This window comes from Planctomicrobium aquicomposti (assembly GCF_051466325.1).
In the GTDB taxonomy this organism is placed as follows: domain Bacteria; phylum Planctomycetota; class Planctomycetia; order Planctomycetales; family Planctomycetaceae; genus Planctomicrobium.
The window spans coordinates 1,247,418-1,269,628 of sequence record NZ_CP195792.1; the positions used below are offsets into that span (position 1 = coordinate 1,247,418).

16 protein-coding genes are annotated in these 22,211 nt (G+C 60.0%); 12 read left to right on the top strand and 4 right to left on the bottom strand.

Translation table 11 applies throughout. From position 1 onward, the window contains the following. Positions 1-99: 99 nt before the first annotated feature. From SH664x_RS04760 to SH664x_RS04790, 7 genes are all read left to right on the top strand, one after another. Positions 100-540: a type II secretion system protein GspG gene (locus tag SH664x_RS04760; RefSeq protein WP_437205487.1), complete on the top strand. Its 441-nt coding sequence runs from the start codon at positions 100-102 to the stop codon at positions 538-540. 225 nt (positions 541-765) lie between these two features. Further along, the gene (locus SH664x_RS04765) at positions 766-1,443 is read left to right on the top strand and encodes a pilus assembly FimT family protein (RefSeq protein WP_437205489.1); all 678 of its coding nucleotides are present in this window, start codon (positions 766-768) and stop codon (positions 1,441-1,443) included. An 82-nt stretch (positions 1,444-1,525) separates the two neighbouring features. Further along, positions 1,526-1,915 (top strand): hypothetical protein, encoded by a 390-nt coding sequence (locus SH664x_RS04770; protein ID WP_437205491.1) that lies wholly within the window; start codon positions 1,526-1,528, stop codon positions 1,913-1,915. Next, a complete protein-coding gene (locus SH664x_RS04775; RefSeq protein ID WP_437205493.1) occupies positions 1,915-2,826 on the top strand; it encodes a hypothetical protein in 912 nt (303 codons plus the stop codon). The genes SH664x_RS04770 and SH664x_RS04775 overlap by 1 nt, the downstream gene beginning before the upstream one ends. A 33-nt stretch (positions 2,827-2,859) precedes the next feature. Then, entirely contained in the window at positions 2,860-5,064 is a 2,205-nt protein-coding gene (locus SH664x_RS04780) for a hypothetical protein (protein WP_437205494.1), read from the top strand. A 124-nt stretch (positions 5,065-5,188) separates the two neighbouring features. Continuing rightward, complete coding sequence (locus tag SH664x_RS04785) at positions 5,189-6,700, top strand: hypothetical protein (RefSeq protein WP_437205496.1); 1,512 nt, start codon at positions 5,189-5,191, stop codon at positions 6,698-6,700. Next, the gene (locus SH664x_RS04790; protein WP_437205498.1) at positions 6,700-8,445 is read left to right on the top strand and encodes a putative Ig domain-containing protein; all 1,746 of its coding nucleotides are present in this window, start codon (positions 6,700-6,702) and stop codon (positions 8,443-8,445) included. Before SH664x_RS04785 ends, SH664x_RS04790 begins: the two co-directional genes overlap by 1 nt. Positions 8,446-9,364: 919 nt before the next feature. Here the strand turns inward: SH664x_RS04790 and SH664x_RS04795 are convergent. Then, positions 9,365-9,841 (bottom strand): hypothetical protein, encoded by a 477-nt coding sequence (locus tag SH664x_RS04795; RefSeq protein WP_437205500.1) that lies wholly within the window; start codon positions 9,839-9,841, stop codon positions 9,365-9,367. A gap of 248 nt (positions 9,842-10,089) precedes the next feature. Here SH664x_RS04795 and SH664x_RS04800 point away from each other — a divergent pair, with 248 nt between their 5' ends. The 4 genes from SH664x_RS04800 to SH664x_RS04815 all read left to right on the top strand — a co-directional run bounded on the left by SH664x_RS04800 (position 10,090) and on the right by SH664x_RS04815 (position 17,026). Next, complete coding sequence (locus SH664x_RS04800; protein ID WP_437205501.1) at positions 10,090-11,496, top strand: phospholipid carrier-dependent glycosyltransferase; 1,407 nt, start codon at positions 10,090-10,092, stop codon at positions 11,494-11,496. 35 nt (positions 11,497-11,531) lie between these two features. Further along, entirely contained in the window at positions 11,532-14,210 is a 2,679-nt protein-coding gene (locus SH664x_RS04805; RefSeq protein ID WP_437205503.1) for a DUF255 domain-containing protein, read from the top strand. Between the two features lie 264 nt (positions 14,211-14,474). Further along, positions 14,475-15,221, top strand: a complete 747-nt coding sequence (locus SH664x_RS04810; protein ID WP_437205505.1) for a 3-keto-disaccharide hydrolase — start codon at positions 14,475-14,477, stop codon at positions 15,219-15,221. Positions 15,222-15,577: 356 nt separating this feature from the next. Continuing rightward, positions 15,578-17,026 (top strand): AAA family ATPase, encoded by a 1,449-nt coding sequence (locus tag SH664x_RS04815; RefSeq protein ID WP_437205507.1) that lies wholly within the window; start codon positions 15,578-15,580, stop codon positions 17,024-17,026. A 51-nt stretch (positions 17,027-17,077) separates the two neighbouring features. On the opposite strand, the gene SH664x_RS04820 is transcribed toward SH664x_RS04815, so the two are convergent. The 3 genes from SH664x_RS04820 to SH664x_RS04830 all read right to left on the bottom strand — a co-directional run bounded on the left by SH664x_RS04820 (position 17,078) and on the right by SH664x_RS04830 (position 19,552). Then, positions 17,078-17,845 (bottom strand): LssY C-terminal domain-containing protein, encoded by a 768-nt coding sequence (locus SH664x_RS04820; protein WP_437205508.1) that lies wholly within the window; start codon positions 17,843-17,845, stop codon positions 17,078-17,080. 173 nt (positions 17,846-18,018) lie between these two features. Then, complete coding sequence (locus tag SH664x_RS04825) at positions 18,019-18,738, bottom strand: ion channel (RefSeq protein ID WP_437205510.1); 720 nt, start codon at positions 18,736-18,738, stop codon at positions 18,019-18,021. Positions 18,739-18,751: 13 nt separating this feature from the next. Next, positions 18,752-19,552 carry a hypothetical protein gene (locus SH664x_RS04830; protein ID WP_437205511.1) on the bottom strand — a complete coding sequence of 267 codons (801 nt, stop codon included), beginning with the start codon at positions 19,550-19,552 and terminating at the stop codon, positions 18,752-18,754. Positions 19,553-20,107: 555 nt separating this feature from the next. On the opposite strand from SH664x_RS04830, the gene SH664x_RS04835 reads away from it, so the two are divergent. Then, positions 20,108-22,210, top strand: coding sequence for a spermidine synthase (locus SH664x_RS04835; protein WP_437205513.1), 2,103 nt, complete (start codon positions 20,108-20,110; stop codon positions 22,208-22,210). Position 22,211 lies beyond the last annotated feature (1 nt).

The window sequence follows — 22,211 nt, forward strand, 5'->3', positions numbered from 1 at the left end:
GTCGTCCGTCAGGGCGATGCCGTTCACAATTGCGAAGCTGGTTTCACGGATCGGAAGCGATCTTCGGGGGATGAATCCGGCAGCAACTCAGGAGAATCCATGAATCGTCGTCAAACTCTTCGCCGCCGCACCCGCACCGGCTTCACCCTGATCGAAATCCTGATCGTGCTCGGCATTATCGGTGTGATTGCCGCGATGGCGCTCCCCCGCCTGCTGGGGCAGCAGAAGACCGCGATGATCAAGACCAGTCGCGCAGCCATCAGCAATCTCGAAAGTTCGCTGGAACTGTATGCCGTCTCGAATCAGGGGGTGTATCCCTCTTCGCTGGTGGCGCTGACGCAGAAAGGGCCGGATGGCTCTGACCCGATCATCGACAAGGTTCCGGTCGATGGCTGGGGGGCACCGCTCAACTATGAGTTCCCGAATACAAAATCACCGAATTCCAGCCGGCCGGCCATCTGGTCGAACGGACCAAACCAGCAGAATGAGAACGGCGGGGGAGACGACATCAACAACTGGTCCGACCTCGTGACAAACTGAACCCGGCAGTACGCAGGATCGGCTGTCCGCAAGATCAACCGGGAAGACGCATGATGGTGTCCGAGCCATTCTGCCGGGGGCGGAGTGGCTCGTCGCCGTTCGCGAAGTTCACACCGGAGGCAATGTCCCGTCCCTGCGTTGCGGTTGTTCCTCGACAGTACGATTTCATTTTCGGCCCGTGAGGGCCTCGACCGGGGCAGGAGTCGCCCAACAGCTGAAGTGGTCATGTTTGATTCCCGGCGAATTCTGATTCGACGAAACCGCGGAGCCCGCCGGTCCCGCTCGGCGTTTACACTGCTCGAGATTCTGCTCGTGCTAGCGGTGATCGTCGCGGTGATTGCGATTTCCTATCCCCGGCTGAACGGAATGGTCCGTCAGCAACGGATGCAGGGAGTGACGGAAGAGATTCGCCGGTTTCTGGACCGCGCCCGCGTTCGTGCGATCGAAGAGGGACGAACGCTGGAAGTGCGGGTGGAAGCCAATGGCAGGCACTACCTGCTGCTGCCACACGATGCCGTCGATCCCGAAGAAGTGGCCAGCAGTCTGCGACCTGGTGCTCAGGCTGATGCCGCAACGACTCGTCAGCAGGACCCGTTCCTGGTGCTGCGAATGCCGGAGGAGTTTCACTTCTACCTGCCGAACGCCATGCTCGGCGATGCCCCGCGGGCAGAGCGGATCAGTGAGCAGCTGCTCGACATTGTGCAGAACAGTTATGTAGCGCGGGATCTGGTGTGGTGCCAGCCGATTCTCTATTTCCCCGACGGCACCGCGACGGATGGCAAAGTGACCGTCATGGATCAGAACCGGCGGTACGTCAACCTGTTTGTTCGCGGTCTGACCGGGGGCGTCGCCACGACGCCGATCAAGGTTCTCACGGAGTCGATCGGTGTTGCGGCGCCTTGAACATCCTCGCGGAGGCTCTCGACGGTCGTGGTCCGGTGCTGTCCGGTCTGCGTCGCGAAGCACTCGACGTGCGGGAATCTCGTTGTTCGAAGTCGTGATTGCGGTGTCGATCTTCTTCGGTGCGATGGCGGTGATCAGCCAGATTCTGCGGAACGGGACACGGGCCTCCGTGCGGGCCAATATGGGGTCCGACGCCATCGTGCGCTGCGAACGCTGCCTCAGCGAAGTGCTGACCGGCATCCTGCCATTGGAATCGGTGCAGGGAGTCCCCTTCGCTGACGATCCGGCCTGGACTTACACCATCAATGTCGTCGACAGCGGGACTCTGAATCTGCTGCGGGTCGAGGCGGTCGTACAACATCTCGGACCGGACGGAACGCCCAATGCCTCGTTCGAACTGGTCCGGATGATCCGCGATCCGCTGGCACTCATCGAGCCAGAGACCGCCATTCCGGAAGAGGAGGCATTCTGATGCGTCGGCCTGCCTCCCGGTCCGCCTTCTCACTGCTGGAAGTGATCATTGCTCTGGGGCTGACGGTTATTCTGATCGCGGCCATCTTCGCCGCGATCCGGCTGCAGGTGCGGTTCGATCTCGCGGGACGGGGCGAGGTCGCCTATGCGCAATTGCTGCGGGGGCTGATCAAGAAGGTCGACGGCGATCTGGGATCGATTCTGCTCGCGCTGCCCGATCCCGCATCATCGACAAGTCTCGACTCGTCTGAGTCGAGCGACAGTCCCTCATCAACCGGCGGGTCAACTTCTTCCAGCAGTGCGAGTGATTCGGCGGCATCGACGGAAACAGAACTTCCTGAGTTCATTCTGGGCGGGCTCAGCGAAGGGACGATTCCGGAAGTGTTTGGCCTCTACGGAACTCCCGACACATTGCACCTCACGGTCAATCGGCCGGCACGGGAACTCGGATACCTCGGGTTGGCCGCCGATTCGCGCGAAGTGAAAGATCTGCCGCCGGGAACCCACTACCGCAACAGCGACCTGCAGATCGTGACCTACGCGATTGCGCCGCTCGCCAGCACGTTCGCATCGCTGAAGCTGCAGTCGTCCCGTCCCCCGGTCGGTCTGGGGAGGCGATCGATCGATCTGTTTACGTTTGATTCCCCTCCCCTGACGCTGGCCCCGGAAGATGTGATCGCTGCTGAAGTAACGGAGGTCCAGTTCCGTTATTTCGACGGTTACAGCTGGATGGAGAATTGGGACAGTCGCGTCAGCAATTCGTTACCCGTGGCAGTGGAAGTGACCTTCGGCTTCTTCCAGCAGCCTCGGCCCTCCCTGAGCAATCCGAATGGTGAAGGGGGAACGGTGGTCCACATCCCCCACGTGTTTGAAATTCCCGGCGCTCCCAGGGTCGCTGCGGAAGCGTTGTAGACTCCTCCGGGACCACGAGACCGCTGGAAAGAGTTGTCGCCTCCACAAATGAACTGCACCTGGCCGACCGATGACCCCGGTTCACAGCGAGATGTGAAGATGAATGTCATGACCGTCAAACGTTCCTGTCGGCGGGCGGCACGTTCTGCGAGAGTGTCGCAGCCGGCGGGAAGTATCCTGGTGCTGGTGCTGATCGTCGTGGCCCTGTTATCTCTCAGTGCCCTGACCTACTCCAGCCTGATGACGACGGAGTACCGGGCTTCGAGTGCGTTTGCCCATCAGGCGCAGGCGGCCGCCGCCGCCAAATCGGGAGCGGAGTACGTCGCTGCGCTGTTGAGTTATGACGGAGCCGGCTGGGGAGGAGACCTCTACAACAACCCCGATCTGTTCCATGTGGCGCTGGGAGAGGGCTACGGCTTTACGATCATCTCCCCACTGGAAGAACAGGGAGTGTCTCGCAGCGGATCTGAAGGAGCGCTGCGCATGGGACTGACGGATGAAAGTGGCAAACTGAATGTCAATACGCTGGCGCTGTTTGATCCCGCGGATGGCATTGCGCGGACGATGCTCATGGGGCTTCCGGGGATGACCGAGGAGATCGCCGACTCGATTCTGGACTGGATCGATGAAGATGAGACTCCGCGCGAATTCGGAGCGGAGTCCGACAGCTCGCCGTACGCGACACCGGCCAATCGCCCGCTCAAGTCGATCGAAGAGTTGCTGCTCATTCCAGGAGTCACTCCCGAGCTTCTTTACGGAGAAGATGCGAACCGGAACGGACTGCTCGATGCCCGCGAGAATGACGGAGCGACATCGCTCCCCTATGACAACGAAGACGGCATCCTCGACCCTGGCTGGATCGCCTACCTGAGCACGCACGGGGCGGAGAGCAACCTTCGGCATGACTACGAAAAATTCGGGCAGCCCCGCATCAACCTGAATCAGTCCTCACTGGTCGACCTTTACGATCAGCTGGAAGAAGAGTTCGGAGAAGAAGTGGCGACATTTGTTGTCGCGTTCCGGAAAGGGGAACAGCTGGCCAATCAAGAACAGTCAGGGAACTCGGGCAGTTCCGGAGGGGGCAGTTCCAGTGGAGGGGGCAGTTCCAGTGGAGGGGGCAGCGGTTCGGGCTCGTCAGGAGGAAGCAGTGCGGCTGGTTCGAATTCCGGCAGCGGCAGTTCCGGATCTGGTTCCGGCAGCGGCAGCGGCAGCGGCAGCAGTGGAGGAAGTTCCTCCGGCGGATCCAGTTCCAGCAGCTCTTCCAGCTCAAATGCGAATGGCAGCGTCACGACCCAGAATCCCTTGCTGGGGCCATCGAGCTTCACCGCAGCAGCCTCGGGAGGAGCGTCCGGCAATGGTGCGGGGGGCGGTCAAATGGGCTCCTCCGGTGGCTCGGGGGGAAGCTCAGCAGGGAGCGGCGGGAGTAGCGGAAGCGGTGGTGGAGGAACTGGCGGATCGGGATCGTCCAGCGGGGGAGGGAGCAGCGGCGGCTCCTCTGGAGGAGGGACTGGTGGGGGTGGAAGTTCCTCCGGGAGTGGCGGCGGTGGAGGTGGTGGATCATCGGCAGGCGGATCGGGCGGAAGCGGGGGAAGTGGAGCCTCTGGCGGCAGCGGGAGTGGCGGAAGCGGCAGCGGCGGCAGCCAGGAGACCCGCGGGGGAATGACACTCGGAACGGCTGCGGTGACGATTCAGTCGATCTACGATCTGGTGGATGCAACGGTCGACGTGACGATTGACGGATCGCTTCAAACCCTGAAAAGCCCTTGGTCAAACGACCCGGCTGTTTTTCAGGAGACCTTCCCGATGCTGCTCGATGCCGTGGCGCTCTCCGATGAACCTGCGGTCACGGGGCGGGTGAATGTGAATCAGGCGAGTCTCGCTGTCCTGTCGGGAATCCCGGATATGCCGGTTGGGCTGCCGGAAATGATTATCTCGGCACGGCAGCAGCATGTGGCGGCGTCAAACTTTGCGGGGCAGTTCGGAAGTTCGTACTGGCTGTTGACGGAAGGACTGGTCGATCTGCCGACGATGCGCCTGCTCGACCGCTTTCTGACCGGACAGGGAACTGTCTTTCGGATGCAGATCGTGGGGCATTCGGATCAGGGGGGACCGATTGTCCGGGTCGAAGCCTTGGTCGATGCCAGCGGAACGGTTCCAACGATTGTATGGCAGCGGGACCTGAGCGAACTGGGACCTGGCTACCGGAAACAGGATTTGCCCTCATTTGGCGTTCCCTGACCTCGCGGGCGCGGTTTAATTAGAATAGGTCGTTGCCGGACAGGCAGTCCTGCTGGTCGACGAGTCACCCGGCGGAGGAAGCGATTCCGGCCCGGTTGCACAAAACAAGCTGGAAAACAGTTTAATGTCTGAGCGGATCCTGCTGGAATGGGGACGCGAGTCGGTGCGCGTGCTGACGGTCAGTGAAGAACTGACCCGTCGGGCTGCCAAACTCGCGGTGTCCACAAGCTTCATTGACCATGCCGATCCGGGCGTCCCGGCGCAGGAAGCGGGAGTCCGCCTGCGGATCTGGCTGGATGAAGTCCATGTTCCCAAAGGGAAATGTACCGTTGTCCTGCCGCGCGAAGCGGTCGTGATTCGACGGTTGTCGCTGCCTCCTGCCTCGCCGGAAGAACTGCCGGAGATGGTCCGGTTTCAGGCAGCGACGAAGGCCTCCGCACCCATCGAATCGCTGGTGCTGGATTATCTGCAGGTCCCCGGGACGGATGCCGAAGGTGGTCAGCAGGTGATCACAATGACCGTCGACCGGACGCAGCTCGACCGGATTACCCGCGTGCTCGATGCGGCCGGCCTGCAGGTCGACCACGTCACGATGTCGGCACTCACGGTGGCCCAGCTCGTCCGCGCCCAACTGGGAGGAGAGTTGGGGCAGGTTCAGCCTGACATGGTGATTTATCAGGTTGGCCGACGGGTGGAGTTTTCGATCATTGATCAGGGGACCCTCATCTTCAGTCATGCCCTGCAGCTGCCTGAAGCCGCCGCAGAGGGAGACCCGCTGAAGCCGCTGAAGAGCGAACTGACCCGTTCGATTGTGTCGCTCAACCAGACGCACCCACAGGCCGCGATCGAACGCTGTTTCTATGTAAGCGGTGATCACGATACGAATGTCATGCAGCTGCTGCGGCAGCGTTTCCCGCGCGGCTTTGAAACCATCTCGTCGACGGGAGCCCTGAAGGGGATCGAGACAGCCGGTTATGAATCGCTCGTTGGGGCAGAGCTTCCCCACGCGGATGACCGGCTGCGTATCGATCTGCTGAATCCGCGCCGAAAGGTCGAGCGTCCTGACCGGCGGAAATTGTACTGGGGTGTCGGTGGTGCTTTGGCTGCGCTGAGTGCGCTGTTTGGATATCTGGTTTTTCACACAGCCCAGAGTCGACTCAAGACCAGCATCCAGTTGCTCCAGACGGACATCAAAGACCTCGAAAAGAAGCTGGACATCGGCAAGCCCCGATTGACTGATTTTGACCGGCTGGCCAAGTGGAAGGAGAAAGATGCCGATACGATCGAGCTGTGGAATATTCTGCAGGCCCAGTTGCCGGGGACGGATCGAATCTACTTCACGAGTCTGAATATCACACCGCAGAACGGGGACGTCGTGGCCCGGTACACCGGGAAAGCGCAGGCCCGGACCCGCAGTGATGCCGACACTCTGAACCAGGCGCTGGCCGAGAATGGATTTGCGGTGACTCCCAAGGATGTCGTGATTTCTAACCGGGATCAGAACTACCCGGTGCCGATCGATCTGGATATCTCCCTGCTCCGTTCGAAGCCGGTGAACCCTCTCGAACCGGCTGTCGCACCCGCGACCTCGGTAAAAACCGCCGTCACTCCGGCTCAGACGAACGGAGGCCGCTAATGCAACAACGTGAAAAAATCCTGGCGGCCGTCTTCGCTGGCACGATCGGAGTCTTCTTCGGATTGCCCGTCCTGGAATCAACGTTTCTCGCGCCGTTGAAGATACTGGAGGAGCAGGAGATCAGACTGACCAAAGAAAAGAAGGAGAAATTTGCGAGCCTGACCGACCTGGCTCGTAAAGATGTCCGGATGAGAGAGTGGCGCGCCCGCAGCCTGCCGAAAAATTCGCAGAATGCCGTGCGGCTCTATCAGGAATGGGTGACAAACCTGGCGCTGCTGTCCGGGATCGACCTCACAAAAGTGACTCCCGAACCGGTTCGTCAGGAAGGAGGAACGTTCTCCTCCATCTCGGTGAAGCTGGTCGGGAAGGCCAAGATGCAGGAACTGGCACTGTTCCTGGAGCGGTTCAACTCTGTGGACCTGCTGCATCGCATTACTCGCTGCTATGTGGAAACTCAGGTGAACGAGGGAGATCCCGAACTGCAGGTGGAGATCACCGCGGAAGGAGCGGCACTCGCGACGGCGGACGACCGGTTGCGTCTGTTTGACCAGACCGAACTGGCTGCTCCGCTGGAAAAGAGCACCCGTGAACTGAAGGTGGCTTCATCGAAGGGTTTTCCTGCGAGCGTTCCGTTCCTCGTGCGGATCGGTGAAGAGTTCCTGAATGTCACCGAAGTCAAAGACAACGTCTGGACCGTGCAGCGGGGGGTCGGCAAGACTTTCTCGAGCCCGCACCAGGCCGGAGAAGCTGTGGAATACTTTCCGGTCCGCCCCCGGCCGGAAGCGGAAGCAGCGACCGTCGCCATGTGGAGTCACAGCCTCTTTACCAAGCCCTCGCCGGCTGTGAATTATGATCCGAAACTGGTCAGCACAACTCCTCCTCCCGCGATTCGGGGACGGAATTGGACCTGGACGCTGGAAGTGACGGGCTGGAACCCGGCCTTTGGCACTCCGACCTATTCGCTGATCAACGGTCCCGAGAAAATGGAGATCGATGAACGAAAAGGGACGTTGAAATGGACCGTCTCCGATCAAGTGGAACTCGGCGATCACCCCGTGCAGGTGCTCGTCTGGGGATCGAACGGCAAGAGCTCGGGGATCACGCCGACGGTGAACGTCCGTGTACGGAATCCCAATGAGAAGCCGGTCGTGGAGCAGCCCAAGCCGCTCCGCTTTTTCATCGGGCGTGAATCACGCTTCCCGATCAAGGCGAGCGATCCGGACGGGACCCCGCTCAAGTTCTCGCTGACGGAGTCTCCCGCAGGGATGACGATCGATGCCGCAACCGGGGAGATCCGTTGGACGCCGCCGCAGAACATGGCTCCGGCACAACTGACGGTCGCTGTGCAGGTGGCCGATTCCGATGAAACGCCTGAGATTGTTTCGTTGCGAATCCCGGCAGCACTCGAAGAAGATTCTGCCCGCTTCACCTATCTCACCGGGCGGGTCCGTCGGAACGATGGTGTGGTCGAGGCGTGGCTGCATGATCGCATTACCGGCCGGGCCACGACCGTACACGAAGGGGACAACGTCAGCATCTCTGATCTGGAAATGAAGATCGAAAAGATTCTCGACGATCACATTCTCGTCGATCGCTTCGGTCAGCGCTATCGCATTGATCTGGGGGTGCCGCTGGTGCAGATGCGACTGGAGGGGAGCCCGGCGGAAGTTCGTCCTGCCGTTCCGCCGACAGCGGCGACGGTCGCCCCCCCTGCCGATCCGAAACCGGAACCGCCTGCGAACTGAGAGCTGTCGCAGCGGGAGATCCGTTCGAACGACGGACTCAGATCTTGAACCGTTGATTCCTCAAGGGACGTCGTCACCAGCAACTGCAGAGAGCCGTCGTCTCGATCCACTGGCTTGGGCCTACGACGGAAAAAAGATGTCCGCTGCGATCCGGGGACCACAGCGGACATCGACATGTTGTGAGACCGGCGGCACTTCAAAAAGCGGTTGCCGGTCGTCGTGTCATCCAGCCCGGATGCCATGCTGAAGAAGGTTCGGAGACGAACACCCCTCACTTCATGATCCGGCATCCCTCACTTCACGAGTGAGGGAAGACTACTTCGCGCAGCAACCGGCTGCCGGGCCGACGCAGCACGCTGCTTCGGACCTACAGCAGGCGTTGTCGACACAGCACGGAGCTCCCGCGACACAGCATGCCGCTCCCGGAACACAGCATTCCGGTGCAGTTTGCGTGCAGCAGGCTGCGGATGATGTGCTGACCGCTGCCAGCAAGGCACTCCCCAACTTGACATCGGCCGGTGTGGTGGCGACTTCGCAACAAGCCGCCCCCGGGACACAGCAAACGCTGTCGGGGCAGCAGGCATTGGCAACCGGTGTTGCGGGTGCGGGAGCTGTAGCCCCGACGACAGCCACAGTGAGCAACGAAAACAGAACGGCGGAGACCGCCAGGAAACGAACAGACATGGAAAGACTCCTCAAGGATTGTCCTGAGTGCCGCAAGGGACCGCCGCGTGCAAATGACGGTGGAGACTGCAGCACATGATCATCGAAAACGGACGCGTGACCGGACGTCGGAACACGCTGACATCGCAGAAAGTCAGAGAGCAGTGTTCAGCATGACCGGGCCGCATTGCTGCTCGCGGCGAACAGGATTTCGCCAGCCGAATTCAGCTTGAGGACGCGCGGACAGCCACCTGCTCTACAGAGCGATGACCGTTTTCGGAGGGGGAAGAGGAGGAACATCACAGCGGCTCTGCCAGCTGCGTTGCTCGATTTCGAGAGTTTCGACCCGGGGAGCCACAGCCAGACGAACCACGTCGACAGCCAGAAAGCCAAGTGCAGGAACGCGGCCGCAGCAATTCTGGGTCGAACAGGGACATTCCGGCGCGGAACGCCCTGAGTCATCACCGACCGTTCCCTTCTGTCGGGTATGGTCGTGAGAGGATGCACAACAGGAAGAAGAGACCTGACTGTGAGCACAGACCCCACACCGGCAGTCAGCTCCGCAGGCGCTGGCGAGCTGAGAGGAGCACGTCCGGATGGCTCCCGTGCCGACAACCGGCAGTCCGGTCGTGAGCATCAAGGCAGTCAGAAAAAGGATCGACAGCGCTCGCATGCCCATATGATAGGACCGGACGAGCAACCGGGACAAGGGGGAAGTCGAAATCGATGACATTTCTACGGCGGTTCGTACATTCCTCTTCTGCGGCGGCGCAGGTCGCGTCTGGTGAAGGACCCACCCTACCGCTCGTCAGGTTCGAGGACAGGTTCCACAGAGGCCTGCATCGAAAATGCGACCGCGATTGATACCATAACCTGCAACTTCAACAGCGGTGGAAGACGGCAAGTTGTCGTGCCAGTTGAAACCAAGGCGCGTGAATCTCGCATGGCTTCCCGTGCGAACTGTTCAGAAAGATGGCCTTCATGACTCCCGGCGTGTGGACCGGCTGGAACCGCTTTCCCGAGTCTCCCCGAGGCCGGCTGTGGTTGTGCATTGCGATCGGGTTGCTCGCGTGGGGCACGTATCTGACCTATTACTCGGTCTGGTTTGGGTTAAATGCAGTGCCGTCGGCCACCGGCGACGAACCGAGCTATGATTCGCTCGGTTGGGAACTGGCCCACGGTCGGGGGTTTCAGATTGACACGGGAGAACCGGAATTCCGGGCCCCTTATGACGTCGCTGCCCGGCAATCGGATCTGTATGCACTGGGTGCGCCGCATGTCGGCCCGATCACGTTTCGGCCGCCCCTTTATCCTCTCGCGTTGAGTGTGGGAGACCGGCTCTTTGGCCGGCAATTGTGGTTCTCGCGGGTGCTGAATTCGTTCTGTCTGGCGACGATTTGTGCGCTCGTCTGCTGGTGGGTCCACTCCCGGTGGGGACTGGTGCCGGCCCTGCTCGGCGCTGCAATGTTCGTCCTGCTCGACACCAACACGCGGCTGTACGGCAGAGCGTATCTCACCGAACCGCTCTGTGCCCTCTGGGTGACGCTGCTGTTCGTCACTCTCTGGTGGGACGCGCGAAACCCTTCCCTGTTCAAAACCCATCTCGCAGGGCTGATTTTTGGATTGGGTGTGCTCACACGTTCGATGCTGATCCTTTGGCTCCCCGGACTGCTGCTCGTGGTTTACTGGATGGTCACGGCTTCTCAAGCGTCGCAGGGGAGGGAATCGACCTCCGCGACTCCCTTGAGTGGCGCCGGTCGTCGGCTCCCGCTCCGACTGCAGGGTGCCTCGCATGCGGTGCAGTTTCTGGTGATCGTGATGCTGGTTCTTTTCCCCTGGGGGCTGCGCAATTGTCTGGTGCTGCAACGGCTGATGCCTTTGGGAACGCAGGGAACCGTTCAGCTGACGGCGGGGTACAGTGATCTGGCCTGGGAGCGAAGAGGGATCTGGCCCAACATGGAAGTTGCCGGCCATTTTGACCCGGTGCTGACTCGTCCCATGACCATCATTGAGAAAGAACTCGTGATGGCGGATTACAGCAAGCAGCAGGCGTTCGCCTGGATCCGGCAGAATCCTCTCAAGGCGCTGGCCCTGTTCCCGATGAAAATCTATCAGGAAGTTCTGCCACGCACCTGGCCGCAGGCGATTCTAACTGCACTGGCGCTGGTCGGGGCGGCTGCGTTCTTCCGCCGGAAGGAGGTCCGGCTGCTGTTGGCGCTGATCCTGATTGATCTGACTGCGATCGGGCTGACGTGGTCGGTGGCCGATGGTCGGTTTTTGCTGCCGTTGCTCTTCGCGGAACACTTTCTGGCGGCAGCTGGACTCTGGTGGCTGGTCTGCCGGGTGAGGGGAATTCCCTGCCGACTCGAAACCTCCGTCCCGTCGTAGTAGAATCATGAACGGCACGATCAGGGAGCGAAGACATGCCGACTCTGACTTCCTTTGGATTCGGGTGGATTTTCCGTCCGCTGCAGATGGACGGAAACCCGTTCCGTCACGGCTCGCTTTCAGGGGTGAGCCGTGTGGTCTTGGTGAGCACTGCACTTCTGGGTTGCTTAGGCTCGGGACTGCCGGGGCAGGACACCATTGTCGTCGCCCGGCCGGTCGAGGTGGGGACCCCGCCGCTGGCCCGTCGACTTTCGCGGGAAGGGAGCCCCTTTCTGCTGCAGCACGCCAATGACCCTGTCGACTGGTACACCTGGGGGCCGGAAGCTCTGGAGAGGGCCCAGCTCGAAAACAAGCCGATTTTTCTGTCGATCGGCTATCAGAGCTGCCACGCCTGCCATCTGATGCAGCGGCTGGTGTTTTCGGATCCCGAAATCGCCGCCTTCATGAACAGTCATTTCATCAACATTCAGGTGGACTGCGAAGAACGCCCGGACCTGAGTGAGACCTACCTCCTGGCGCTGCAGGTCTATCTGCAGAAGACTGGTTCCGGCCCAGCAAGTGGCTGGCCCGTTTCGATGTTTCTGACCCCTGCGGGCAATCCAATCGCCGGGGGAACCTCGTTCCCGCCTCGTGATCTGGCCGACAGTCCCGGATTCCTGTCTGTGCTCAAGCAGGTGCAGGAAGCCTGGAAGACGCGCCGGCAGGAAGTGCTGGCGACGTCGGAGCTGCTGAGTAACGAAGTGGCTCACCTTTCTTCCCCGGCCTTCAGTCTGGCACCGGTGGAATTGTCGGGAAGTCTGGTGACGAATGCTGCTCGGGCGGTGGTCGACCTGCACGATGCGGAGTGGGGAGGATTTGCTTCCCCGCCCGGAGCTCGTGGTGAGAAATTTCCTGACCCCTGCCGGCTGCAACTGCTGCAGACGCTGATTACCGGCGATTCAACCACTGCGGCAGACGATGCCGCGCTGGTGGATCTGACGCTCGACAAGATGGCGGACGGAGGATTGCGGGATCATCTGGGCGGCGGCTTCCATCGGTCCAGCACCGACCGGGCCTGGCAGCTTCCCCATTTTGAAAAGCGTCTGCATGACAACGTGTTGCTGGCAGAGGTCTACCTCGATGCCTGGCGAAGAACAGGGCGGGAATACTACCGCCGGGTCGTGCTCGAGACGCTCGAATTTCTCCAGCGTGACCTGCTCAGCCCGACAGGCGGATTTCGAGCAGCGGTGGATGCGGAATGTGAGGGGGTGAATGGGGCCTTCTACACCTGGAAGCGTGAAGAGATCGAGCAGCTGCTGTCTCCCCGCGACTTCCAGCTGTTCGCGGCGGTCTATGGTTTGAATGACCGACCCTCGCTGGCGGATCGATATCTGCTGCGGCTTTCCTCGCCGTTGGAAGAAACCGCCGGTGCACTGGGAGTTCCCGTGAAAGAATTCCAGACTCGGCTCGGCAGCATCCGGGCCCAACTGCTGGCGGCACGGAATCAGCGACCACTCCCCCCACAGGATACTTTGATCCTGACCGGTTGGAATGGGCTCGCGGTTCGTGCCTTTGCACGGGCTGGGCATGTCCTGAAGCAGCCCGAACTCATTGCCGTCGCCCAGCGAACCGCTCTGCGACTGCTGTCCGCTCATCGTGATGCCCGGGGACGATTGCTGCGAACCGAAGTTCGTGACTCCGCCAACGTGCCCGGCTTCCTCGAAGACTACGCCTTTGTGGTCAGCGGACTGCTTCAGCTGCATGCGGTGACCGGCGAGGACAAATGGCTGCTCGCCGCACGACGGCTTACCGACGAACAAATCAGCCTGTTCTGGGATGCACGGGGACAAGGTTTTTATTTCACCGGGAACGATCAGCCCGTGGTCCTGGCGCGCGGCAAGTTCGCTTGTGATGGTTCCGTTCCGGCAGGGAACAGCGTGTCAGCCCAGAATCTGATGCGGCTGGCAGTGCTCACTTCGTCCGAACCGTATCGCGACCTGGCCCGCGATACTCTGGCCGCGTTTGCCGGACAGCTGGAAACTTCTCCGGACCGCATGTCCTGTCTGGCGCTGGCGGTTCAGGAATACCGGCACCAGCAAAGTGCCCAGCCACTGCCGGTCGCAGGCGGACAGCTGTTTGCGGATGATGCTCCGCAGCTGGCGCAGCGTCCCCCTCGTCCTGTGCCGACGAGTGAATCTCCCCCTGCCGAAGAGCCGTTGCAGATCAGTCTGAAGCTGGCTGCTGACGAAGCGGGCCGGCATCCGCAGATCAAAGCGGTCGGTTATCTGTCGGTGGATCGTCTGCCTGCGGGGGCCGCCTGCCGAGTGGCGGTTGAAATCGACATCGCGAATGGCTGGCACATCAATGCGAATCCGCCTCACCCCGACTTCGTGATTCCCACGCAGCTGTCACTGAAAACTCCTGATGGGGTGCAGCTGGAAGAGGTCTATTATCCGGACGGCAAACCGTTCACCGTTGCGGGGATTGACCAGCCCCTTTCGGTGTACGAGGGGAAGGTTTACCTCCTGGGGATTCTGACGGTCCCGGAAGGATTGCAGGGAGAGCAACAATTGTCGCTGCAGCTGCGTTATCAGGCTTGCAACGACCACAATTGCCTGCGACCGATGACGCTGCTGCTGACAACAGAGATTGGAGTCACGCCGAAAGGGGAAAAGGTCCAGTCGCGAAACCGGCCTCTCTTTGAGAAGCTGCTGAAGGCACTCCCGGTGAAATAAACTGGGCAGACAGCCCCTCTTTGCTGCGTGGTGCATTTTGACTGGGCGCTCGATCGGCTTCCTGGGGGCGGGGACTTGGTTTTTGGCCTTTGGGATCGGGGGTGCGCGGCGGGCTCGACTGCTCTAAAAGCAGATCCCCTGAGACGTTCCGATTATGCGGCTCATTCTGAAAAAACCGGATTTGCATTCGGTATTTTCGACAGCTAGCATGAGGCGGATCTCGTGGGAAACGGACTGAATGCGCTCGAGGAATGTGCGCGCACTATGATCGCCAATTGCAGATTTGCAATCTTCGTCACGGCGTTGATGCTGGGGAGCGGTTTCACCGGTTTCCAGGGGCTGTCGCATTCTCTCTTCGCAGAAGACCAGATCGAATCGCTGATCTTCGGCCTTCCTGTCAACCGACCGATAATCTCTCTGGTCGGCAAGGAACTGTTTGAGCCCTGGCAGTTCGTCTCGGGAAAGAAAGATGTCCCGCTGGAACAGACCTGGCGGATCGAGATGGATCCGGAGCCGGTACTGATCTGCACCGGACAGCCTTACGGATTTTTGCGGACACGCAACGAATACACCAATTTCGAGTTCGGACTGGAATGGAAGTTTCCCAAAGACGCTTGCGGCAATAGTGGCGTGCTCCTGTTCACTTCCGCTGAAGAACGTGTCTGGCCGACTGCCTTGCAGGTGCAGTTACTGCAGTCGGAAGCGGGTGCGGTCTTTCCCATTGGGGGGCAAAAGACCAACAACGAAATTCGGAATGTTCCTCCGGTGGCCCGTCCGGTCAATCAATGGAACGAATGCCGGATTACTTGTCGTGAAGGGGTCGTCACCGTGCAGGTGAACGGGCGGGAGATTGGAGAAGTCTCCGGCTGCCTGCCTCGCACCGGGGGGATTTCGCTGCAGAGTGAGGGGGCCGAAGTTCACTTTCGCCGCATCTGGATTCGCGAGATCGGCGACTCGCAGCAGGCGATCGTTTCGCCTCCAGCGCCTCCCGCTGCAGCGCGAATCAACTGAGTGATCGCAGGTTGCTCTTTCCATTCCCAGCGCAGCGAGCGTGATGTGTGATACAAGGAGCACCTCCGCATCCCGGGATGGCCTTCCCGGTTTCCCATTGTGCGTGACTGGCTGTGATGAATGGCCGCAAGCCGAACGGGCTGATCGGCACGATCACACGGTGAGGGACTCGCTTCCTGCCGGAGGTTTTCCGGCAATCTTCGATTGCCGGAATATTCCGTGCGGCCGGTATGATCGGTTCAGTCGCTGCGGGTTTTCCGTCGAATCCAAAGGAATGCTGCCTGTCGCTCCCCGCGAGACATCATTGGTAATCCAGAGTCTCAGGTACGTCCTCTCTGCCTGCCTGTCCGAAGACTATGCGCCCGCAGCTTTCCGAGATCGATCATCTGCTCCGCAGCCTCGGCTTTGCGACCGCTCTCCCGTCAACCGATTCGACGAAGCGGTCCGATGCGAGTGAGGCTGCGAACCGATCCGGCACTTCCCTCTCCAGGGAAAATTCCGAACGGATCGACGCCGCGGGACAGTCGCAGCGGCGGCCCGCTGCGGAACTTCTCAGCGGACGCTACCTGCCGCTGGCCCCCGATACGTTGCAACAGACGGGACTGACGTTGTCGGAGGTCAGTGACCTGATCCTCAAATCGCTCGCGAGCCGGGGAGTCGAGACCGGTTTCCTGATTGCGCGACAGGTGGGGATCAAGTTTCCGCTGGTGGAAAGTATTCTTCGTCAGCTCAAGATGGACCGCTACGTTGCCTATAAGACATCGATGGCGGGCGGCGACTACCTGTATGAACTGACCGATCTGGGGCGGGAACGGGCACGACTGCTGTCGAATCAGTGTTCTTACTTCGGCTCCACTCCCGTTCCGCTGGATCAATACATCGAGTCGGTGAACGCGCAGTCGATCATGCGCCGGAGACCGACTCTGAACGAGATTCGCCGGGCATTCGCCGATCTGGAACTGGGCGAGCGGATGATCTCGAACATTGGCCAGGCGATTCATTCCGGTCGGGGAATGTTTCTGTTCGGTGCTCCCGGGAACGGCAAGACGAGCATGGCCGAACGGGTCACCCGGGCCTACGGCGACACCATCTGGATTCCCCGGTGTCTGATCGCCTCGGGGGAGATACTGCGGCTCTATGATCCGAACCGGCACAAGCTCGTGGCTTCAGCCGAGACCGATCCCGATTTCATTGACGGAAGATGGGTCCAGATCGAGCGCCCCACGATTGTCGCGGGGGGCGAGCTGCGAATGGAGCATCTGGAAATTACGTATGTCCGGGGGAGCGGGATCGGGGAAGCTCCCCTGCAGCTGAAGTCCAACTGCGGGACGTTGCTGATCGATGACTTCGGCCGGCAGAGAATGGGGACCGACGAGTTGCTGAACCGCTGGATCGTTCCACTTGAGCAGCGGCATGACTTTCTGCATCTGGAAAGTGGACGGACGATCCAGGTCCCGTTCGATCAGCTGATCATCTTCTCCAGCAATATTGAGCCACGCGATCTGGTCGACGATGCCTTCCTGCGACGCATCCCCTACAAGATCGAAGTGAAAGATCCGACCGCAGAGGAGTTTCGAAAACTGTTCGTGCAGGTCGCCGAACGGATGGAACTCGAAGAGGCGGATGCGATCGTGGACCATCTGATCGACACGCACTACCGAGCTGCCGGGCGCCCGTTCCGCTATTGTCACCCGCGCGATCTTCTGCGTCAGGTCGAGAACCGCTGCACTCTGCACGATCTCCCGCGGGTGATTACGACCGAAGCGCTGGAGCAGGTGGTGGAAAACTATTTCTCGCTGATGTGACGCCGCGCAGAGTTCCGGGATGGCCCGATTTCGGCAGGCCCGGCCACGATGTCACGGGGAACTGGCGCCGGATGCAATAATGCCGACATCCAGCCGGCCATCTGTCTCCCAGTGGTCGCCTCCCCCGTTCTTTCCGGTCCGGATCTTGTGGAAGTCCGGCAACGAATAGAAGTCGGCCAGTTCACCGGTTGTTTTCAGATCGGCGAACAGCAGGTCACGTTCCTGATCGATGTTTCCCGAGATGTGATGTGTGATCTGCCCGGTGGTATGACTGAGCCCCACCGCGCGGTCGAACGTCGCTGCGCCGACCCAGACGGGCCGGTTGTCGGAATCGAGTGTGGGACTCTTCCAGAAGCGGACGTGATTCCGCTGCTTGGGGTCGTCGCCGACCGGCTTCTCGAAGGCCAGGTCTTCCTTGCGACCGAACAGATAAAGTGAGCTGACGGGGGCATCGTCGTAAGGACGACGAAAGACCGTATCGGCGGCGATCTTCAGCGAGCTTTTTAACGTGATCGGATCGGCGGGATACCAACCTGCCTTGATCATCAGGCGAATGACATCTTCCTCGCTCCCGATCAGTGCGACATTGAGCGGATCACCGGGAATGCCGGACTTCGTGGTGGTAATGCCTGGAATGTCGTCGAGCGTCGGATGTCGGTGAACGTACCTCCGCCACCAGAGAGGGGCAGCCAGGTAAGCCGTTGCCAGATACACCGCCGCACACAGACCAGCGCCGACCAGCACCTTCCGCAGAGTGTTGCGGCGATCCGGATCCGGTTCCGAGTCGGTTGGGACATCGGGGTGCGAAGGGTTGGACATGGGGCTGCTTCCGTACGCGGCTGAATTGTTGATGGACCTGCCATCGAGACCTGCTCCCGACACCGGTTCGTTCCGGACCGAGAGTAACGACTTGAAAACCGGGAAGCCGTGGCGAGTGCAGGCTGCTCTTTCCGTTGCTGACCTGTCGCAATTGCCCGACGAATCAAAATGCGTCAGACGGCGCCCGTTCGGGTGGCAGCGTCGGTCTGTTTGTCGACGTTGCTGGAGACCAGCAGGGCGACGAGTCGGGAGATGAAGATCGCAATATAAAACAGGCCGACGGTACTCTCGAAGATCGTCAGCATTCTGGACAGGTTCGTGACCGCAGTGACTTCATTGTAGGAAGTGCCGCACAGCATGGCGAAACTGTAAAAGCAGGTGTCAAAGCCGGTCGGGTTGGCGTGAATGGTTCCATCGACCTCGGTCACGACCAGCGAGCCGGGATACAGATTATTGACCAGCTGGTAGGCGAAGGCCCACATCAGTCCGATCATCAGATACGTTGAGATGCCGGCACACAGAACCTGCGAATCAACCGCAGGGGCCAGCAGAATGAATCGCAGGTGCTGAAACACGATGAACAGAGAAAAAATCACCGCCCCCGCCTGGAAGGGGGCGGCAGAAATCATTTCCGGGTAGTAATAGTGCAGCCATTTCCCGACGAGAGCCGGGACAGCCATGATCGCCGCGGCAAACAGCGTCCACCGTGTCCCACCGACAGCCGGCACCGCGGACAGAAGCACCGCCGACAGCAGAATCGTTTCGACGAGGTCGCCATGCTTGAGGTTCTCAACCATCGGCGACACGAAAAACAGCAGCAACAGCACCACAAGAAACTGTGCTGCCGAGAAACGGAACAATTCAAACGCCGCTGTCGGCAGAGACTTCCTCATGCAGCTCAGTCTGTTATTTCGAGATCGGAGCCTTGACTTTGAACCGGGATTCGTAGGACAGGCTGGCGATAAAGTGCTGGGCGGTAATGAACTGGTCGATGTTCAGGTTGTTGATGTCGGTCTTGACGGTGTTCAGCATGTCTTCGCAGGCCTTCTCGATGGCGGCATTGGAGTTCGAGCCGACACCGCTGTTCTGCGGAGTGCGGGCATCGAACAGCTGATCGATCGTCTCGCGATTGGCGCTGAAGATTTCACTGCGCAGGACCAGCGGCCAATGGATGATGCCGTGGACCCGGTCAAACTGGTCTTCCGTCAGGCGATGAGCAGCGGCCCGCTGCGACATGTCGCGTTTGTAGGCTTCCACCCGTTCACGGTCGACTTTGTATTCAGCAGCTTCCCGTTTCTGCTGATCGGCGATTCCCTGTTCGTAAGTCTGCCGCTTCAGTCCGATGTTCTTCAGATAATCGGCTTCGGCCTGCTGATAAGTAATCTGCGCTTCGGCATCTTCCTTCTCGTACTGTCCGAAATCGACAGCCATCTGTCCGAGTCCCTGTGCTGCCTGACCGAGGCCGATGCCGGTCCCCATGTTGGCGGTCATTCCGGAACCATAGCCCCAGCCGTTCCACGGATAGGATCCGAAATAGCCGTAACCGGGACGCACATAGCCGCTGTTGCGATCATAAATGTAGCGGTGCGGCAGAGGGACCTGGGCCTGTGCGAATTCTGCCGTCGCGGCCGTGATTCCGAGACAAGCGGTCAGACCCAAGGCCAGCGGAGTCTTTGCAAACCGGAAGGGGGACTGAAATGCACTCATCGGAAGAAGTCCTCGATTGTGTTCAGATAGGGAGCCGCAAGACGCAACGGGAACGATCAGCATCGGGGCTGACTACGATCGTCTCTACTGGAGGTCAAATTCGCAACACAATCCTGATTTGAATCAATGAATCCGAACTCTTTGTCAGTTTGCAGCTGCGATGAGTGGCAAACTTGATGAAATCGGACCGTCGATCGAGGCCTGTTCTGCCAGGTGATGCGGCGTGATCCCGGGCGCTGAGGGAGGAGTTTGCGGACTTCAGCGAGACACTGTAACTGTCCTGTTGGTCGTCTGGGACACGCAGATTGAATGGATTCTGCAGTCATCGCGCATTGTGATTTCCGTGCGGCGGGCAACGGCTCTAGACGGCCCGGCGATGGTTTCCCCGGGGGGAGGGGACGAGGCGAGGGGAGATGGCGAACCGACTGCTCTGAACAGGCCAGCCTGCCTGCGGAACGATTCTTGCGTTCGCCCCTCCGACCCGATATGACGATAAGGCCTCAAGTTGCCGGGTCAGCAGTTTGGGCCAGAACTCAGAGACGGAATTGAGCCCTCATGTCGGATCACTTCACGGGCGCCTCTGGCAGAAAGTCGGCGTGGTCCTTCGGTCTGTCGATCTTTCTGGGGGCCTGGCTGGTTTTTCAGATTCAGCCGGTCATCAGCAAGCTGATCCTCCCCTGGTATGGAGGAAGCCCGAATGTCTGGAACGTCTGTCTGCTGTTCTTTCAGACGCTGCTGTTCTGCGGATACTCATTCGCATTTCTGCTGTCGAGGTTCGTCCCGATCCGGGGACAGGTGGCGACCTATGTGATCTGTCTGATTGTCGCAGCGCTGGTCTCTCCGATCCGTCCCTCGCCGGCGTTCAAGCCGACTGGTTTGGAAGACCCCGCAGGGCACATCCTGCAGTTGCTGGCGTACCACATCGGCGCACCTTATCTGCTGCTCTGCGCCACCGGACCGTTGCTGCAGGACTGGTTTCGGCGGACGCATCCGGGTGTTTCACCCTATCGTCTGTATGCACTCTCCAACGCGGGTTCGCTGCTCGGACTGCTCACGTATCCATTTGTCATTGAGCTGCTGATTCCCGCATCCCAGCAGGCGAACCTGTGGTACTGGAGCTTCGTGGCCTTTGTCACCTCGATCGCGGTCTGTGGTGCGGGAGTCCTGCAGCGTGCCCGTCCGGAGGTCGTCGGTGAGACAAGGCTGGCTGTGGGAGACCGACCACGTGTGGCATTCGGGACCCGCGTCATGTGGTTTCTGCTGGCCTTGCTCCCAACGCTTCTGCTTCCTGCGATTACGGGCCGGTTGACGCAGGACGTGGGGGGGCTCCCCTTCCTGTGGATTGCGCCGTTGACGATCTACCTGGTCTCGCTGATCTGGTGTTTTTCAAGTGAAAAGGCCTATTCCCGAAATGTCTGGGGGCCGGCCTTTGTGCTGACGGTGCTGATTGTGACTGGATGTATGGTCGGATTGCGAACCCGCTTCACTCAAAGCCTGCCGACGCTGTTGCTGGGCCTGCTGTCACTCTATTTCACGATCTGTATGGTTTGTCATGGCGAGTTGTCGCATCTCAAGCCCGATCCCTCCCGGCTGACGGAGTTCTATCTCGTCATGTCGGCGGGTGGCGCGATTGGCGGAATCCTCTCGGGGCTTGTTGCGCCGCTGACGCTCAATGTGAATGTGGAATATCATCTCGGCCTGCTGGGAGTTTATCTGACGCTGCTCGCGGTCTGCTATCGGGATCCGAAGTCCCGATTTCATGGAATCCTGTCTCATCGGCCGGCGTGGTATGGGGCGAGCTTTCTTCTGCTCGGGATGGTTGCACTGCTCACGGTCGATTTTCGCAGAACGTTTCACGCCGCGATTGCGGTCAAGCGGAACTTCTACGGCGTGTTGCGGGTCGAGTACCTGCAGTCACCCGGAGCGACCTACGGCTCGCGACTCGAACTCGTGCATGGAGATATCCGGCACGGAGCCCAGTTCACGGCGCCCGAGTTTCGCAAGATCCGGACAACCTACTATGACGACCAATCGGGCGTCGGTCTGGCGATTACGAATCTCCGGCCGGGGGAGCCTCGTCGAATTGGGCTCATCGGCATGGGGACCGCCACACTTGCGGCCTATGGAACCGAACTGGACGAGATCGACTTTTTCGAGATCAATCCGGCGGTCCTCGACATCGCCGATACGCTGTTTACGTTCCGTGCTGACTGTCCCTCCCGTCAAAGGGATTTTGTCGGCGATGCACGGCTGACGCTCGAGCGGCTGGAACCGCAGGGCTATGACCTGCTGGTCGTCGATGCCTTTAGCGGTGATGCCATTCCGATCCACCTGCTGACGCGGGAAGCATTCGAAATCTATTTCCGGCATCTGAAGCCGGAGGGCATCCTCGCCATTCACATTACGAACAGCTTTTTTGATCTGGAACCGGTGCTGCATGCTCACGTCCGCGATCTCAATCTCTCTTCCGTCATGATCGATCGGAACAAGGATGAATCACGGACGATTACCCAGAGTAACTGGGTGCTGTTGTCACGTGATGCGCGGGTTCTGGCGAATCCGGTGTTTCAGAACCGGGGGAATCGCAGGAATCCCAAAAATCTCGTCTGGACGGATGAAAACAGTAGTCCGCTCCCGCTGCTGCGATTACTGAACTAAG

What these genes read in the sequence shown, in the direction of transcription:
- SH664x_RS04795 (WP_437205500.1), bottom strand. Translation starts at nt 9,841, where the DNA reads ATGTCATCGATTTCGACTTCCCCCTTGTCCCGGTTGCTCGTCCGGTCC.
- SH664x_RS04835 (WP_437205513.1), top strand. Translation starts at nt 20,108, where the DNA reads ATGTCGGATCACTTCACGGGCGCCTCTGGCAGAAAGTCGGCGTGGTCC.
- SH664x_RS04760 (WP_437205487.1), top strand. Translation starts at nt 100, where the DNA reads ATGAATCGTCGTCAAACTCTTCGCCGCCGCACCCGCACCGGCTTCACC.
- SH664x_RS04775 (WP_437205493.1), top strand. Translation starts at nt 1,915, where the DNA reads ATGCGTCGGCCTGCCTCCCGGTCCGCCTTCTCACTGCTGGAAGTGATC.
- SH664x_RS04790 (WP_437205498.1), top strand. Translation starts at nt 6,700, where the DNA reads ATGCAACAACGTGAAAAAATCCTGGCGGCCGTCTTCGCTGGCACGATC.
- SH664x_RS04810 (WP_437205505.1), top strand. Translation starts at nt 14,475, where the DNA reads ATGATCGCCAATTGCAGATTTGCAATCTTCGTCACGGCGTTGATGCTG.
- SH664x_RS04830 (WP_437205511.1), bottom strand. Translation starts at nt 19,552, where the DNA reads ATGAGTGCATTTCAGTCCCCCTTCCGGTTTGCAAAGACTCCGCTGGCC.
- SH664x_RS04800 (WP_437205501.1), top strand. Translation starts at nt 10,090, where the DNA reads ATGACTCCCGGCGTGTGGACCGGCTGGAACCGCTTTCCCGAGTCTCCC.
- SH664x_RS04785 (WP_437205496.1), top strand. Translation starts at nt 5,189, where the DNA reads ATGTCTGAGCGGATCCTGCTGGAATGGGGACGCGAGTCGGTGCGCGTG.
- SH664x_RS04805 (WP_437205503.1), top strand. Translation starts at nt 11,532, where the DNA reads ATGCCGACTCTGACTTCCTTTGGATTCGGGTGGATTTTCCGTCCGCTG.
- SH664x_RS04765 (WP_437205489.1), top strand. Translation starts at nt 766, where the DNA reads ATGTTTGATTCCCGGCGAATTCTGATTCGACGAAACCGCGGAGCCCGC.
- SH664x_RS04815 (WP_437205507.1), top strand. Translation starts at nt 15,578, where the DNA reads ATGCGCCCGCAGCTTTCCGAGATCGATCATCTGCTCCGCAGCCTCGGC.
- SH664x_RS04820 (WP_437205508.1), bottom strand. Translation starts at nt 17,845, where the DNA reads ATGTCCAACCCTTCGCACCCCGATGTCCCAACCGACTCGGAACCGGAT.
- SH664x_RS04825 (WP_437205510.1), bottom strand. Translation starts at nt 18,738, where the DNA reads ATGAGGAAGTCTCTGCCGACAGCGGCGTTTGAATTGTTCCGTTTCTCG.